Below are 14663 nucleotides of genomic sequence, written 5' to 3'. Positions count from 1 at the left end.
CCAAAAGATGCGGGCGGCCGCAGGGCCGGACGCGTCGCGGAACGAGGGCCGAGTTGCCCACGTACGCGTTTCGTTCTAGCAGACACGCGAGCATGCCGGGCCTGCGTCCCGCCCGCCGCACCTTGCCGAAGGCTTCGGACGGACGACATGACCCGGCGCGGCGGTCGCTTTCGCGATCGCCGGATCCCGCCCGTGTCGACGCCTCGAAAGACCGCCCCCGCCATGGCCAAAGCCGTCGCCGCCAAGACGCCTGCTGGCAACAAGACGCCTGCTGCCGATAAGACGCCTGCTGCCAAGACGCCCGCCGCGAAAGCGCCGCCCGCCAGGAAGCCCGCGAAGGCGAGCCCGGCCGCGCGGGCGGTCGAGGCCGAGGCCGGTGTCGACGCGAAGCTCGAGCGCCTGTTCGACCGCGAGACGCCGGCGGAGCGCGACCGGCGGGTGATCTCGGTGCGCGGCGCCCGCGAGCACAACCTGAAGAACGTCGACCTGACGATCCCGCGCGACAAGCTCGTGGTGTTCACCGGGCTCTCGGGCTCCGGCAAGTCGTCGCTCGCCTTCGACACGATCTACGCCGAGGGCCAGCGCCGCTACGTCGAGTCGCTCTCGGCCTATGCGCGCCAGTTCCTGGAGATGATGTCCAAGCCCGACGTCGACCAGATCGACGGGCTCTCGCCGGCGATCTCGATCGAGCAGAAGACCACCTCGAAGAACCCGCGCTCCACGGTGGGGACCGTCACCGAGATCTACGACTACATGCGCCTGCTCTGGGCCCGCGTCGGCATCCCGTACTCGCCGGCCACCGGCCTGCCGATCGAGAGCCAGACCGTGCAGCAGATGGTCGACCGCGTCCTGGCGCTGCCCGAGAAGAGCCGGCTCTACCTGCTCGCGCCCGTGGTCCGCGGCCGCAAGGGCGAGTACCGCAAGGAGATCGCCGAGTTCCAGAAGAAAGGCTTCCAGCGCCTGCGGATCGACGGCGAGTACTACCCGATCGACGACGTGCCGAAGCTCGACAAGAAGCTCAAGCACGACATCGACGTGGTGGTGGACCGGATCGTGGTGCGGGCCGACATCGCGAGCCGGCTCGCCGATTCCTTCGAGACGGCGCTCGAGCTCGCCGACGGCATCGCCGACATCGAGTTCGCCGACGTGCCGGAGGGCGAGACCCGGGAGAAGATCACCCTCTCGTCGCGCTTCGCCTGCCCGGTCTCGGGGTTCACCATCGCGGAGATCGAGCCCAGGCTGTTCTCGTTCAACAACCCGTTCGGCGCCTGCCCGACCTGCGGCGGCATCGGCCACGAGATGCGGATCGACGCCGAGCTGGTGATCTCCGACGAGGCCCTGAGCCTCAAGCGCGGCGCCATCGGCCCGTGGGCGAAGTCGACCTCGCCCTATTACGGGCAGACGCTCGACGCGCTCGCCCGGCATTACGGCTTCAAGACCGACCTGGCCTGGTCGCGGCTTCCCGAGGCGGCGCGCGCGATCATCCTCTACGGCTCCGGCAAGCAGTCGATCCGCTTCGACTACGACGACGGCATGCGCAAGTACGCCGTCAACAAGCCGTTCGAGGGCGTGATCCCCAACCTCGAGCGCCGCTACAAGGAGACCGAGAGCGACGCCGCGCGCGACGAGATCTCGCGCTTCATGAGCGAGACCCCGTGCGCCGCCTGCGGCGGCAAGCGGCTGAAGATCGAGGCGCTCGCCGTCAAGGTCGCGATGGAGGATATCGGCGCGGTCACCGCGCTCTCGGTCAGCGAGGCGCACCGCTGGTTCTCGGCGCTGCCGAAGAAGCTGACGCAGAAGCAGAACGAGATCGCGGTGCGGATCCTGAAGGAGATCCGCGACCGGCTGTCGTTCCTGGTCGACGTCGGCCTCGAATACCTGACGCTGGCCCGCGGCTCGGGGACCTTGTCCGGCGGCGAGAGCCAGCGCATCCGCCTCGCCTCGCAGATCGGCTCGGGGCTCACCGGCGTGCTCTACGTGCTGGACGAGCCGTCGATCGGCCTGCACCAGCGCGACAACGAGCGCCTGCTCGGCACGCTGAAGCGCCTGCGCGACCTCGGAAACTCGGTGATCGTGGTCGAGCACGACGAGGACGCGATCCTCCAGGCCGACTACGTGGTCGACGTCGGGCCGGGCGCCGGCATCCACGGCGGCCGGATCATCGCGCAGGGCACGCCCGCGGAGGTGCTGGCCCATCCCGACTCGCTGACCGCCAAGTACCTGACCGGCGAGAAGTCGGTGCGGACCCCGACCGCGCGGCGGAAGGGGCGCAAGGGCAAGCTCGGGGTGTTCGGCGCCCGCGGCAACAACCTCAAGAACGTCGACATCGAGATCCCGCTCGGCACCTTCACCTGCGTCACCGGCGTCTCGGGCGGCGGCAAGTCCACGCTGATCATCGACACGCTCTACAAGGCGGTGGCCAAGCGCCTGAACGGCGCGCTGGAGCATCCGGCGCCCTTCGACCGGCTCGAAGGGCTGGAGCACCTCGACAAGGTCATCGACATCGACCAGTCGCCGATCGGGCGGACCCCGCGCTCGAACCCGGCGACCTATACCGGCGCCTTCACCCCGATCCGCGACTGGTTCGCCGGCCTGCCCGAGGCCAAGGCCCGCGGCTACCAGCCGGGACGGTTCTCGTTCAACGTCCGGGGCGGCCGCTGCGAGGCGTGCTCGGGCGACGGCGTCATCAAGATCGAGATGCACTTCCTGCCCGACGTCTACGTCACCTGCGACGTGTGCAAGGGCAAGCGCTACGACCGCGAGACGCTGGAGGTGAAGTACCGCGCCAAGTCCATCGCCGACGTGCTCGACATGACCGTCGAGGAGGCCGCCGACCTGTTCAAGGCGGTGCCGACGATCCGCGAGAAGATGGAGACGCTCAAGCGCGTCGGGCTCGACTACGTCAGCGTCGGGCAGCAGGCGACGACGCTGTCGGGCGGCGAGGCGCAGCGGGTCAAGCTCTCGAAGGAGCTGTCGAAGCGCTCGACCGGCCGCACCCTCTACATCCTCGACGAGCCGACCACCGGCCTGCACTTCCACGACGTCGCCAAGCTGATGGAGGTGCTCCACGAGCTCGTCGACCAGGGCAACACGGTGGTGGTGATCGAGCACAACCTCGAGGTCATCAAGACCGCCGACTGGGTGATCGACATGGGCCCGGAGGGCGGCGACGGCGGCGGCGTGGTCGTCGCCCAGGGGACGCCCGAGCAGATCGCCGCGTCGACGGCGAGCCATACCGGGCGCTTCCTGCGCGACGTGCTCGCCCGCCGCCCCGCGGCGAAGCCGGCCGCTTCGCGGGCGGCGGTGGCGCGGCCGGCCGCGGAGTAGGCGCGCCGCGCCCTTCCGCCTCCCGGCGATGGGGACATCCGTTCGGCAAGATCTGCCGAGCGGTCGCGCCGCGTCGGCGTCCGATTCGGCCTGTCTCGCGGCCGATCCGCCCGTCCGGGCACGGCCCGACCGTCCGATCGGGACTTTCGGAGTCCGCCGGCGCGGGCCGGGACGTCCCCCCGGGATGGCGATCGGTCCCGCCGGGCTTGCCGAATCCTCCCGCTACGCTTCCCCCGACAAGAGCCTGAAACGGATGCGCTATTCTGCCGAATCCGGCCCCTCCGAATGCAATTTCTGCGACCGTCGCTCGGCCGCCGCACCGCAGCAAGGTTGAGGCATTTGGGCAACGGTTCGGCTCTCGCTGTCCAGATACGAGGCATTCCACTGTCTTTCCCAAGCGCTCTGTAGAATAGTTATCAGCGTTGAGACACGGGCCGGCTTCGTAGGGGGCGCTTGGCACATCTCGCACGGGAGCCGCGCAGACGGCAGACCGGCAAGGTAGTGCAGAGGCGGCGGGACGAAGCTCGGAAATCCTTGGGAAGGAACGAGAAAATGATGAAGACCTGGCTTGCCGCAGGTGCGGTCGCCCTCACCGTCGGCATGAACACCAGCGTTCAGGCGACGCCGTCCACGCAGCCCGGCGAGCAGGTCGGCCTCGCCTACGGCCCGCTGCCGGAAGGCGTCTACGCGATCAACACGTTCAGCACCGGCCGCGGCGACGCGCGCAACAGCCCGGACGTCGGCGTCAACGTGCCGATCCTGGTCTGGTCGACCGGCTTCAAGGTCCTCGGCGCGAGCATCATGCCGGTGATCGCGGTCCCGTCGGTGTTCGTGGGCACGAACAACGCGGCCGGCGTCCCGAACCAGGACCAGAGCTACTTCTACAACCCCTTCATCGGCAACATCTTCGCCTGGGATCTCGGCAACAAGATCAGCACCGCCTACCTCGTCGGCGCCTACATCGGCGTCGGCGACCGCGGCTCGCTCTGCAACGGCACGCTGACCGCCGGCTGCACCCCGGTGCTGCCGCAGAACGCCTCCACCTCGATCCGCAACACCGGCGCGATCTCGTACACCGGCGACGGCTACAACCTGACCGCGGCCCTGACGCACATCTTCTACGTCGACGACGCGGCCCGCTTCGGCGGTCAGTTTGCGGCGCTGGGCCCGATCGTGAACGCCGACGGCCTCTACCTCGACCTGACGGCGACCAAGACCTTCGGCAAGTTCGAGATCGGCGCCGTGGCCTACGGCTTCACCGACCTTCCGATCAACCGGAACCGCGGCGCAGCCTTTGCGGCCTATCAGCGTCAGGGCACGTTCGCGGCCGGTGGCCTCGTCGGTTACGACTTCGGCGCGTTCAAGGCTCAGGTGTTCGTGACGCGTACGGTCGCCGATCGCGGCGTCGGCGCCTTCGCCGACGAGACCCGCGGCTGGTTCCGCATCATTGCGCCGCTCTACACGGCGCAGGCCGCCGCCGCCGCGCCGGTGCCCCTGATGCGCAAGTACTGAGGCCGGGAGACGCGGCGGGTCCGGCAGGATCCGCCGCCGACCGAGGTCGAAGCAGAAACCGCCCGGTCCGCGAGGACCGGGCGGTTTTTCTACGTTTCGGACGACGCCGCGCCCGGTGCGCGACCGGAATCGATCCCGCCCGAAACCTTTCCGTGCGAGGCTCCGTAAGGCCGCCCGTAGCCCCGCGCACCGGGGCCCTACGAACGGTCAGGATACCCCATGACGCAGCATCACGCCTCCCGCTTCGCCACCTTCGCCCTCGCGCTCGCCCTCGGCGCCGCGCCGGTCGCGGCCTTCGCCAAGAACCCGATGGTCGGCGGCGCGCCGATGTATGCCAACAAGACGATCGTCGAGAACGCGGTCAACTCCAAGGATCACACCACGCTCGTGGCCGCGGTGAAGGCCGCCGGCCTCGTCGACACCCTGTCGGGCCCGGGCCCGTTCACCGTGTTCGCCCCGACCAACGCCGCCTTCGCCCGCCTCCCGGCCGGCACGGTCGAGACGCTGGTGAAGCCCGAGAACAAGGCCACGCTCACCAAGATCCTGACCTACCACGTCGTCCCGGGCGTCTACACCGCCAAGGAGCTGATGGCCGAGGTCAAGAAGGGCGGCGGCGAGGCCCAGCTCAAGACCGTCGAGGGCGATCCCCTGGTGGTCACGTCCAAGGGCAAGAAGGTCTACGTGACCGATGCCAAGGGCAACACCGCCACCGTCACCATCGCCAACGTGATGCAGTCGAACGGCGTCATCCACGTCATCAACGGCGTGCTGCAGCCCTGATCGCGGCCGCCGCGCTCCGGCCGAGGCGCCGGCGCGCGGCACGACGAGGAACACCCCGGGCCGCGAGGTCCGGGGTGTTCCTCGTTCCGGCATCGGTCATCGAGGTCGGGTCACGCGGATGCCCGCCTCACTCGCGGATCAGCGTGCCGGAATAGACCACCGGCCCGGTCGGGGCGCCGTTCGGCGATCCGCCCGGCGGCTCCACCGTCACGGCGATGAGCCCGCTCGCCGCGGTCTCCGCCGGCAGGGCGATCCGGGTCGCCGAGGCGCCGACGAGGCCGATCGCCTTGGGGGACGCCCCGGAGCCGATGTACCAGAGCTCGAGGCTCTTGCCGGACGGGGTCTCGGCGCCCACCGGGCGCACCTCGGCGGTGCCCGTGGCCGTGTCGATCCGCAGCACGAGGGCGGGCAGCGCGCCGCCGCTCTGCACCACGGCGAGGTAGCGCGTGCCCGGCGCCGGCTCGTCCCGCCGGCCGCCGACCGCGACGAACAGCGCGAGCCCCGCCGCGAGCAGCCCCGTCCCCGCCGCCACGAGGCGCCAGCGCCGCACCTGCCTGACGAGGCGGATCGCGCGGTCGTCGTTGGCGGCCGTCGGCGCGGGGGCAGGGGGCGCGGAAGCCAGGGGCGCGGGGGCCGGGATCGCGTCCGCCCCCGTCAGCGCGCCGGCGATCCTGGGCCAGACATGGTCGGGCGGCATCTCGGCCGGAACGGCGAGGGCCAGCGGCCCGAGCCGCCGCTCCCACGCCGCCACCGCGCGCGCGGTGGCAGGATCGACGACGCGCTCCAGCTCGAACGCCGCGCGCTCGTCGGGCGAGAGCGAGCCGAGCACGTACTCGGCGGCGCGCAGGTCGCCCTCGGTCTCGGGCCCGGCGCTCACGCCTGCTCCTCCAGGCAGCCCTTGAGGGCGCCGAGCGAGCGGTGCAGCCAGGTCTTGATGGTGTTGACGGGCCGGTCGTAGTGCTGGGCCAGCTCCTCGCGCGACCAGCCCTCGCAATAGGCGAGCACGACGCAGGCGCGCTGCGCCTCGTCGAGGCGCGCGAGGCAGGCCGCGAGCGCGCCGCGTCCGACGATCGCCGCCTCGGTGTCGTGCGGGTCGATGAGACGTTCCACCCAGTCCTCGCCGTCCTCGCGCACCGGTCCCTGGACCTCGCCCTTGCGGCGGATCCCGTCGATGGCCCGGTTGCGCGCGATGGCGCAGAGCCAGGTCATCGGCCGCCCGGATTCCGGAGCGTAGGAGCCTGCCGCCTGCCAGACGCGGAGATAGACGTCCTGAAGCACATCCTCGGCCACGCTCCGATCCCGCTGGATACGCAGGATCACCCCGTAAAGTTTCGGTGATGTCAGGTCGTAGAGCGAGCGCAGGGCGCCCTTGTCGCCACCGGCGATCGCGCGCAGGATCCGCTGCAGGGTCGCGTCGTCGCCCAAGGATCGGTCGCCCAAGGATCGTCCCCCGTCCCATCGGCAGGTCCTCGCGCCGGACAGGCGAACGATCGGGACCGTTGCGGCAAGGGTTAGCGCATTCTGCGGTGATGAGAAGACGCGGCGCCCCGATTGCCGCGGTTCTCCCTAGGGATGCATCGCGGGGGCGATGCGGGGCGACGATGGCTCGGGCCGACCTTTCCCGCGGACGTTGCGGCTCGCCGGCACGGCCTCGCGCCGCGCCGCCCTCTCGGGCCGCGCCGCCGCGTCGCCCTGCCGGGGTGTCGCGACCGGTCGGCGCGTCCTATCTCCCGGATGGGGGCACGCGGCTCGCGCCCCTCGGACCACCGACCCTCCGGCACCTTACCGGAGCGCAGACATTTCGAAGGACCGACGCGGCATGGCCTCGCAGGGTGATTGGAAGATCCCGGCTTCGACGCAGCCGAAGCCCGGCGATTACGGCTACGACCTCGACCGCGCCCTCACGGCGATGGTCCAGCTCTCCGCCCGCGTGCCGGCCGAGGCCTTCACCGCCGAGACGCTCGGCACCGAGCGGGCGGGCAACGGCGTGGTCATCGGCGAGGACGGCCTCGTGCTCACCATCGGATACCTCGTCACCGAGGCGGAGAGCGTGTGGCTCACCACCAACGACGGCCGCTCCGTGCCCGGCCACGTCATGGGGTTCGATGCCGCCACCGGCTTCGGCCTCGTCCAGGCGCTCGGGCCGCTGGGCGTGCCGGCGCTCAAGCTCGGCACCTCCGGCAGCCTGAAGATCGGCGACCGGGCGGTGGTGGCCGGCGCCGGCGGGCGCCAGCGCTGCGTCGCCGCGCAGATCGTCGCCCGGCAGGAATTCGCCGGCTACTGGGAATACGTCCTCGACGAGGCGCTGTTCACCGCGCCCTCGCATCCGAACTGGGGCGGGACCGCGCTGATCGGCCCGGAGGGCGACCTCCTCGGGATCGGCTCGCTCCAGCTCCAGCAGGGCGGCACGTCGGGCCCGCGGGCGATCAACATGGTGGTGCCGATCGACCTGCTGCCGCCGATCCTCGACGACCTGACCTCGCGCGGGCGCGCCAACCGTCCGGCCCGCCCCTGGCTCGGCCTCTACGCCACCGAGAGCGAGGACGGCGTCGTGGTGATGGGGCTCGCCGACAACGGCCCGGCCGAGGCGGCGGACCTGCGCGCGGGCGACGTGATCGAGGCGGTAGCGGGCGAGCCGGTGGCGGATCTCGCCGACTTCTTCCGCAGCGTCTGGGCGCTGGGCGAAGCGGGCGTGCGGGTGCCGCTGACGATCCGCCGCGACGGCCGCGCCCTGAAGCCGACCCTGGTCTCGGGCGACCGCGAGCGCTTCCTCATGAGCCCGCCCCTGCACTGACCGTCCCTGTACCGCCCCTCTGCACTGACCGCCCCGCCCGGGCCGAAGCCTGGCTGTACGCAGCACAACACGGCCGTCAGTGGAAATTCATCCGGCACGCCGTAGATTTCTCGCTGCCCGGCCATTCCCTCCCTGGCCGGACATCGAAGGAGATCGCGTCATGACGCACGTGAAGACTTTTGGTGGGGCCGGCCTCGCGACGGCAGCCGGCTTGGCGGGAGCCCTGCTCCTCGCACCCTCCGCCCAGGCCATGCCGCTGGCGCCGCTGCCCGGCGGCGCCCTGATCGAGACCGTCGCCGGCGGCTGCGGCCCCGGCTTCCATCCCAATCCGTGGGGCGTGTGCCGGCCGAACTGGGGCCCGCGCCCGTACTGGCGGCGGCCGGTCTACGGCCCCTACGCCTACGGCCCGCCGCGCCCGTTCTACGGCCGCCCGGCCTATTACGGGCCGCGCCCGTTCTACTGAGACCGGGCCCGGCCGTCGGGCCGGGCCCCGCGCATGGACAGCGCCGCATCGCGCCTTTCGGCCGATGCGGCGTTGTCGTATTCACGATGCCGCACGCGGATCGACAGTGTTCGGCGATCGGATCGATGCGCGACCGTGCCGGCGCGCAGACGACGCAAGGTCATCGCTTGCACGTTGCCCAAGCCGATCGGACGCCGTTGGCCTCCTGAACTGCGAACGCGATCCGGGGCGCGCGAAGGCCTCGAAAACAGGCTTTCCAAAACCTTGCCAAATCGTTGTGCGCCGCATGCCGGGCTCGCATGGCTGGCTAACGAATGTCGGCCTGCCGCTGCGGCGCAGCAAGCTTATATGTGCATTGCACCAACAAGAGGCAGGCGGTGCCCAAGCGGTCGTCACCGCCTGCCTGAACAAAGGTCAATGTCATGTCCGCCGCCCGTAGCGTCCTCAACCGTTTCCGCGCCTATCTCCGTTACCGTGAGACCATCACCGAGCTGTCGCGCCTGTCCGACCGCGACCTCGCCGACCTCGGCATCAACCGCTTCGAGATCCAGGGCATCAACCGCTTCGAGATCCAGGGCATCGCCCGCGGCTGAACCGCCATCACCCGCGGCTGAACCGCCATCGCCCGCGGCCGAACCGCCATCGCCCGCGGCTGAAGCTCCCGGACGTGCGCCGGCCCGTTGCCTCGGGCCGGCTCGTTCCGGTATCTGCAGGGGCATGTCCCAAGCAAGCGCGCCCATCCACATCGTCGGCGGCGGCCTCGCAGGCTCGGAAGCCGCCTGGCAGATCGCCGAAGCCGGCCACCACGCGGTGCTGCACGAGATGCGGCCGGTGCGCGGCACCGAGGCCCATCACGGCGAGGGCCTCGCCGAGCTCGTCTGCTCCAACTCCTTCCGCTCCGACGACCCGAACGGCAACGCCGTCGGCCTCCTGCACCAGGAGATGCGGATGCTCGGATCGCTGATCCTGCGGGCGGCCGACCGGCATCAGGTCCCGGCCGGCGGCGCGCTCGCGGTCGACCGCGAGGGGTTCTCCGCCGCCGTCACCGCCGCGCTCGAAGCGCACCCCAACGTCACCATCGTGCGGGAGGAGGTCGCCGGGCTGCCGCCGGAGAGCTGGGGGCCGTGCATCGTCGCCACCGGCCCGCTCACCGCCCCCGCCCTCGCCGAGGCGATCCGCACCATCACCGGCGCCGACGCGCTCGCCTTCTTCGACGCCATCGCCCCGATCGTCCACCGCGACTCGATCGACATGAGCAAGGCGTGGTTCCAGTCGCGCTACGACAAGGTCGGGCCCGGCGGCACGGGGGCCGACTACATCAACTGCCCGATGGACCGAACGCAGTACGACGCCTTCATCGCGGCGCTCGTCGGCGGCGAGAAGATCGGCTTCAAGGAGTGGGAGGCCTCGACGCCGTACTTCGACGGCTGCCTGCCGATCGAGGTGATGGCCGAGCGCGGCCCCGAGACCCTGCGCCACGGCCCGATGAAGCCCGTCGGCCTCACCAACCCGCACGATCCCCAGGTGAAGGCCTGCGCGATCGTGCAGCTGCGCCAGGACAACGCGCTCGGCACGCTCTACAACATGGTCGGCTTCCAGACGAAGCTGACCTATTCCGAGCAGGTCCGCGTCTTCCGCACCATCCCCGGCCTCGAGAAGGCGGAGTTCGCCCGCCTCGGCGGCCTCCACCGCAACACCTACCTCGACAGCCCGCGCCTGCTCGACGCGACCCTGCGCCTGAAGGTGCGCCCGTCGCTGCGCTTCGCCGGCCAGATCACCGGCTGCGAAGGCTATGTCGAGAGCGCGGCGATCGGCCTGATGGCCGGGCGCTTCGCGGTGGCGGAGAGCCGGGGCGGGGCGCTCGAGCCCCTGCCGCAGACGACCGCGCTCGGCGCGCTGATCGCCCACATCACCGGCGGCCACATCCTCGACGACGCGCCCGAGGAGACGGCCAAGGAGCCGGGCAAGCCGCGCTCGTTCCAGCCGATGAACGTCAATTTCGGCCTGTTCCCGCCGCTCGCCGCGATGCCGCGCAACGAGACCGGCAAGCGCCTGCGCGGGCCGGAGAAGGCGATGCTCAAGCGCCAAGCCCTGACCGACCGGGCGCGCGCCCACCTGTCGGCCTGGATCGCCGGCACGACGCCCCAGGCCGCGGCGGCCGAGTAGCGCCCCCACGTTCAAGCGCGCGAAAAAGTCCCCCGATCGGCGACATCGCGACTTGAGCCCGCGCCCGTCCCGGCGAACAGTGGCGCGGACGGCGCAGGCCGGATCGCGGGACGAGGCGCAGCCGTGGCGGGACCTTACGAAAAATCCTCCGGGTCGACGGTCGGGGCGGTGCTCCGCGTCACCAGCGGCAACTTCCTGGAGATGTTCGACTTCTTCCTGTTCGGCTTCTACGCGACCCACATCGCGAAGGCGTTCTTCCCGGCTGGCGACGAGTTCGCCTCCCTGATGCTAACCTTCATGACGTTCGGTGCCGGCTTCCTGATGCGGCCGCTCGGCGCCGTGCTGCTCGGCGCCTACGTCGACCGGGTCGGGCGCCGCAAGGGGCTGATCACCACCCTGGCGATCATGGCCGCCGGCACGGTGCTGATCGCCTTCGTGCCGGCCTACGCCACCATCGGCCTGCTCGCCCCGGCCCTCGTCCTGATCGGCCGGCTGCTCCAGGGCTTCTCGGCGGGCGTCGAGCTCGGCGGCGTCTCGGTCTACCTGTCGGAGATGGCGACGCCCAGCCGCAAGGGCTTCTACGTGTCCTGGCAATCGGGGAGCCAGCAGGTGGCGATCATGGCCGCCGCCGCGATCGGCTACGGGCTGAGCCACGCGCTGGTGCCGGAGGAGATGTCGGAATGGGGCTGGCGGGTGCCGTTCCTCATCGGCTGCGCGCTGGTGCCGTTCCTGTTCTACATCCGCAACTCGCTGGAGGAGACCAAGGCCTTCGCCGAGCGCAAGCATCGGCCGGAGGCGGCCGAGATCTTCCGGACGCTCGCGACGAACTGGCGGATCGTGCTGCTCGGCATGCTGATGGTCGCGATGACCACGATCGCGTTCTACACGATCACCGTCTACACGCCGACCTTCGGCAAGAGCGTCCTCAAGCTCACCGACACCGACAGCCTGCTCGTGACCTTCTGCGTCGCAATCTCGAACCTGTTCTGGCTCCCGGTGATGGGGGCGCTGTCCGACCGGATCGGCCGCAAGCCGCTCCTGATCGCGTTCTCGGCGCTGACCCTGCTCACCGCCTACCCGGCGCTGACCTGGCTCGTGGGTCACATCAGCTTCGGGGCGATGCTCGCCGTGCTGCTGTGGTTCTCGTTCCTCTACGGCAGCTACAACGGCGCGATGGTGGTGGCGCTGACCGAGGTCGTTCCGGTCGAGGTCCGCACCGCCGGCTTCTCGCTCGCCTACTCGCTGGCGACCGCCCTGTTCGGCGGCATGACGCCGCTCGTCGCCACGTGGCTGATCGCGGCGACCGGCGACAAGGCCGCGCCCGGCCTGTGGATGTCGCTCGGCGGCGCCCTGGGACTGGTCGCGACGCTGGTGATCTATCGCGGGCGCGGGGCGATGCCGGCCGGGATGCCCGCCGCGGCCCGGTGAGCCGCGCGGCGATCCGCCGGTCGGAAGCTATTGCGGGGATGCCGTCCGGTACAGGACGGGCGTCGCCGGATGGCGCGGCGCGAGCCGGATCCAGGGAACCCGGTCCGGCTCGAAGCGGACGCGGGCCGCCCGGCGCCAGAGCGGCGGGGCATGATCGCCGACCAGGAGGATCTCCGTACCCGGATTGCGGATCGCGAGACGCGAGACCGCCGCGAACAGGTCCTCCCAGATCTCGGCCATCGCGCAGACCTCCGGATCGCCGAAGGGCCCACCGGTCTTGCAGTCGTGGCGCGGCGTCGCCTCCCCGGGCCTGACCGGGACATGGGAATTGAGCGTGACCCAGTACACGAACAGCGGCTGCGTCGCCTTCGACAGCCGGTCGTCGATGGTTTCGGCGATGTCGACGTCGCAGGGGCCGACGAACGCGCCGCCGCAGTGCCGCGTGTAGGCCGAGGTCGCGGTGTCCTGGAACACGCTTCGGACGAAGCCCGCCTTCGGGTACCAGGACGACCGATCGTAGAAGGCGCTCGTGAACCCGTGGACCGAGACGGTGCGGTAGCCTCGCGCGGCGAGCTGGGCCGGAAGGCAGGTCGGTCCGTGCCCGTCGAGGAGAACGGTGTAGGCCGAGCGCGAATGGCAGAGCTCGCGCATCTCCCCGTACGAGGTCGCCCCGAAGAAGCTCGTCGTGCCGGTCGTGATGCTGAAGGCCTCCCTCAAGGCCGCGTCGTCGAAGGCGGAGAACAGCACCTCCCTCTGGCGCGGGTCGCGCAGGACGCCCAGGCTCTCGACGAGCACGAGAAGGACGTTCGGCTTCCGCGGCGACGGCTCCGTCAGGGCGGCGAAGCCAGACGCCTGGACCGCGGATTGGAAGGGCTGACCGATGGCGGCGGCCGGGCCGAGAGAAAGGCTGGCCGAGCTGTTGATCGCGATGTCGGCGAACAGGAATCCCGACACCGCCAGGGCGAGGACGATCCTGTTGCCTCGGACCATGGGTGCCCTGTAGCGCACGAGGAACCACAGGCCGGCCGCGACGAATGCCGTCAGGGCCGCCGTGAGCCCCGCATAGAGCGGCGAGCTCAGCAACCGGACATGCGTCAGGGCATCGAGGTTGTGATGGATGGATCCGAGGTCGAGGAAAAAGATCTCGGTGACGATCATCAGCAGGTCGAAGGCCACGACCGTGAGGTAGAGCGGCACCACGGCAAGGGGCGGCAGCCGGATGCCGACCAGGATCACGACGACGTAGGCCGCGATCGGCGCGGATCGTGCCGGAATGCCGATCCAGAGGCTTGCCAGGATGGCCAGCGCGTTCGGCAGGAGCAGGGCGCCGACGACGAGAAGCAGGGTCGGCCCGGCCTGCGCGATGCGGCGGCGGACCGCCCAGCCGCCGACGCGTTCGCGCACGGTTTCGCGCGCGTCGACGAAGCCGTTTTCCGCGCTGTCCATGCCCGCGCCCCACCTCAAGTCCGTGGAGCATGTTCCTATTGATCGGTTAGCACGGTCCTAATCGGCACGTGAACCCGGTAAATTTGCCCAGACGATCGAAATCGTTCCCGCCTTGCCGAGGTCTGGCGGGCGGGCGTCGGGACGCGCGAGCCCTCCTCAGATCGCCCGCCGCGCCATCAGCCGCCGGCCCGGGCGGTGCCCCTCCTCGCCGGTGTCGCGGAACCCGAGCTTGGTCAGGAGCCCCCAGGAGGCGACGTTGCCGGGACGGCACTCGGCGACGATCGTGCGGGCCGGAAAGCGCAGCGACAGCGATCCCAGGATGCCCGACACCGCTTCCGTGGCGAGGCCGCGCCCCCGGGCGGCGCCGCCGACCCAGTAGCCGATCTCGACCGCCTCGGTTCCGCGCAGGTGCGTCCCGACCACCCCGACCAGGGTTCGGCCCTCGCGCGTCCGGGCGCCGAAGAACCGGTCCTCGCGGCGGCGTCCCGAGGCGATGAGCCTGCGGGCATCCTCGAGCGTGAAGGGCGCGGGCAGGAAATCGACGGCGCCGGTGATCGCCGGGTCGTCGGTGAGGCTCCGCAGCGCCTCCGCATCGCCCGGAATCAGCACGTCGATCGACAGTCGCGCGGTCTCCAGACCGGGCAGGTCGCACAAGCTGTCGCTTCGGGCGCGGCGGAAGAACATCTCGGAGGATGTGGGATCGGACGACGGATACCGTAAGAGACGCTTTGGCGGGGCGGTCTCATC

At 70.7% G+C, this 14663-nt stretch carries 12 protein-coding genes; 8 read left to right on the top strand and 4 right to left on the bottom strand.

Annotated features, from left to right (window positions below):
* The first annotated feature begins 222 nt into the window (after positions 1-222).
* The 3 genes from uvrA (at position 223) to MKK64_RS16520 (ending at position 5619) form a co-directional block, all read left to right on the top strand.
* On the top strand, positions 223-3327 hold the full coding sequence (gene uvrA / locus MKK64_RS16530) for an excinuclease ABC subunit UvrA (RefSeq protein WP_243936051.1): 3105 nt from the start codon (positions 223-225) through the stop codon (positions 3325-3327).
* A 552-nt stretch (positions 3328-3879) separates the two neighbouring features.
* A complete protein-coding gene (locus MKK64_RS16525; RefSeq protein WP_147729404.1) occupies positions 3880-4839 on the top strand; it encodes a transporter in 960 nt (319 codons plus the stop codon).
* 219 nt (positions 4840-5058) lie between these two features.
* Positions 5059-5619 (top strand): fasciclin domain-containing protein, encoded by a 561-nt coding sequence (locus MKK64_RS16520; RefSeq protein ID WP_147729405.1) that lies wholly within the window; start codon positions 5059-5061, stop codon positions 5617-5619.
* A 127-nt stretch (positions 5620-5746) separates the two neighbouring features.
* On the opposite strand, the gene MKK64_RS16515 is transcribed toward MKK64_RS16520, so the two are convergent.
* Together MKK64_RS16515 and MKK64_RS16510 are read right to left on the bottom strand one after the other, a co-directional pair.
* The gene (locus MKK64_RS16515; protein WP_409567961.1) at positions 5747-6496 is read right to left on the bottom strand and encodes an anti-sigma factor domain-containing protein; all 750 of its coding nucleotides are present in this window, start codon (positions 6494-6496) and stop codon (positions 5747-5749) included.
* Positions 6493-7044, bottom strand: coding sequence for a sigma-70 family RNA polymerase sigma factor (locus tag MKK64_RS16510; protein WP_147729996.1), 552 nt, complete (start codon positions 7042-7044; stop codon positions 6493-6495). Before MKK64_RS16510 ends, MKK64_RS16515 begins: the two co-directional genes overlap by 4 nt.
* A 394-nt stretch (positions 7045-7438) precedes the next feature.
* On the opposite strand from MKK64_RS16510, the gene MKK64_RS16505 reads away from it, so the two are divergent.
* The 5 genes from MKK64_RS16505 (at position 7439) to MKK64_RS16485 (ending at position 12470) form a co-directional block, all read left to right on the top strand.
* Positions 7439-8413 (top strand): S1C family serine protease, encoded by a 975-nt coding sequence (locus MKK64_RS16505; RefSeq protein WP_147727653.1) that lies wholly within the window; start codon positions 7439-7441, stop codon positions 8411-8413.
* 160 nt (positions 8414-8573) lie between these two features.
* Positions 8574-8876, top strand: coding sequence for a GCG_CRPN prefix-to-repeats domain-containing protein (locus tag MKK64_RS16500; RefSeq protein WP_243935972.1), 303 nt, complete (start codon positions 8574-8576; stop codon positions 8874-8876).
* Between the two features lie 422 nt (positions 8877-9298).
* The gene (locus MKK64_RS16495; protein WP_243935971.1) at positions 9299-9469 is read left to right on the top strand and encodes a DUF1127 domain-containing protein; all 171 of its coding nucleotides are present in this window, start codon (positions 9299-9301) and stop codon (positions 9467-9469) included.
* Between the two features lie 124 nt (positions 9470-9593).
* Positions 9594-11042, top strand: coding sequence for a methylenetetrahydrofolate--tRNA-(uracil(54)-C(5))-methyltransferase (FADH(2)-oxidizing) TrmFO (trmFO, locus tag MKK64_RS16490; RefSeq protein ID WP_243935970.1), 1449 nt, complete (start codon positions 9594-9596; stop codon positions 11040-11042).
* A gap of 123 nt (positions 11043-11165) precedes the next feature.
* Complete coding sequence (locus MKK64_RS16485) at positions 11166-12470, top strand: MFS transporter (protein ID WP_243935968.1); 1305 nt, start codon at positions 11166-11168, stop codon at positions 12468-12470.
* A 27-nt stretch (positions 12471-12497) separates the two neighbouring features.
* On the opposite strand, the gene MKK64_RS16480 is transcribed toward MKK64_RS16485, so the two are convergent.
* Positions 12498-13916, bottom strand: coding sequence for a sulfatase-like hydrolase/transferase (locus tag MKK64_RS16480; RefSeq protein ID WP_243935967.1), 1419 nt, complete (start codon positions 13914-13916; stop codon positions 12498-12500).
* 156 nt (positions 13917-14072) lie between these two features.
* Positions 14073-14600 carry a GNAT family N-acetyltransferase gene (locus MKK64_RS16475; RefSeq protein ID WP_147727647.1) on the bottom strand — a complete coding sequence of 176 codons (528 nt, stop codon included), beginning with the start codon at positions 14598-14600 and terminating at the stop codon, positions 14073-14075.
* Between the last annotated feature and the right edge of the window lie 63 nt (positions 14601-14663).

The sequence above is a fragment of the Methylobacterium sp. E-025 genome, assembly GCF_022829705.1.
Classification (GTDB): Bacteria; Pseudomonadota; Alphaproteobacteria; order Rhizobiales; family Beijerinckiaceae; genus Methylobacterium.
Note: the sequence above shows the minus strand (reverse complement) of the source record. Positions and strands in the feature narration are given on the sequence as shown.

Coding starts and splice junctions, on each gene's coding strand:
- uvrA (WP_243936051.1), top strand. CDS start 223: ATGGCCAAAGCCGTCGCCGCCAAGACGCCTGCTGGCAACAAGACGCCT.
- MKK64_RS16495 (WP_243935971.1), top strand. CDS start 9,299: ATGTCCGCCGCCCGTAGCGTCCTCAACCGTTTCCGCGCCTATCTCCGT.
- MKK64_RS16500 (WP_243935972.1), top strand. CDS start 8,574: ATGACGCACGTGAAGACTTTTGGTGGGGCCGGCCTCGCGACGGCAGCC.
- MKK64_RS16480 (WP_243935967.1), bottom strand. CDS start 13,916: ATGGACAGCGCGGAAAACGGCTTCGTCGACGCGCGCGAAACCGTGCGC.
- MKK64_RS16505 (WP_147727653.1), top strand. CDS start 7,439: ATGGCCTCGCAGGGTGATTGGAAGATCCCGGCTTCGACGCAGCCGAAG.
- MKK64_RS16520 (WP_147729405.1), top strand. CDS start 5,059: ATGACGCAGCATCACGCCTCCCGCTTCGCCACCTTCGCCCTCGCGCTC.
- MKK64_RS16475 (WP_147727647.1), bottom strand. CDS start 14,600: ATGTTCTTCCGCCGCGCCCGAAGCGACAGCTTGTGCGACCTGCCCGGT.
- trmFO (WP_243935970.1), top strand. CDS start 9,594: ATGTCCCAAGCAAGCGCGCCCATCCACATCGTCGGCGGCGGCCTCGCA.
- MKK64_RS16525 (WP_147729404.1), top strand. CDS start 3,880: ATGATGAAGACCTGGCTTGCCGCAGGTGCGGTCGCCCTCACCGTCGGC.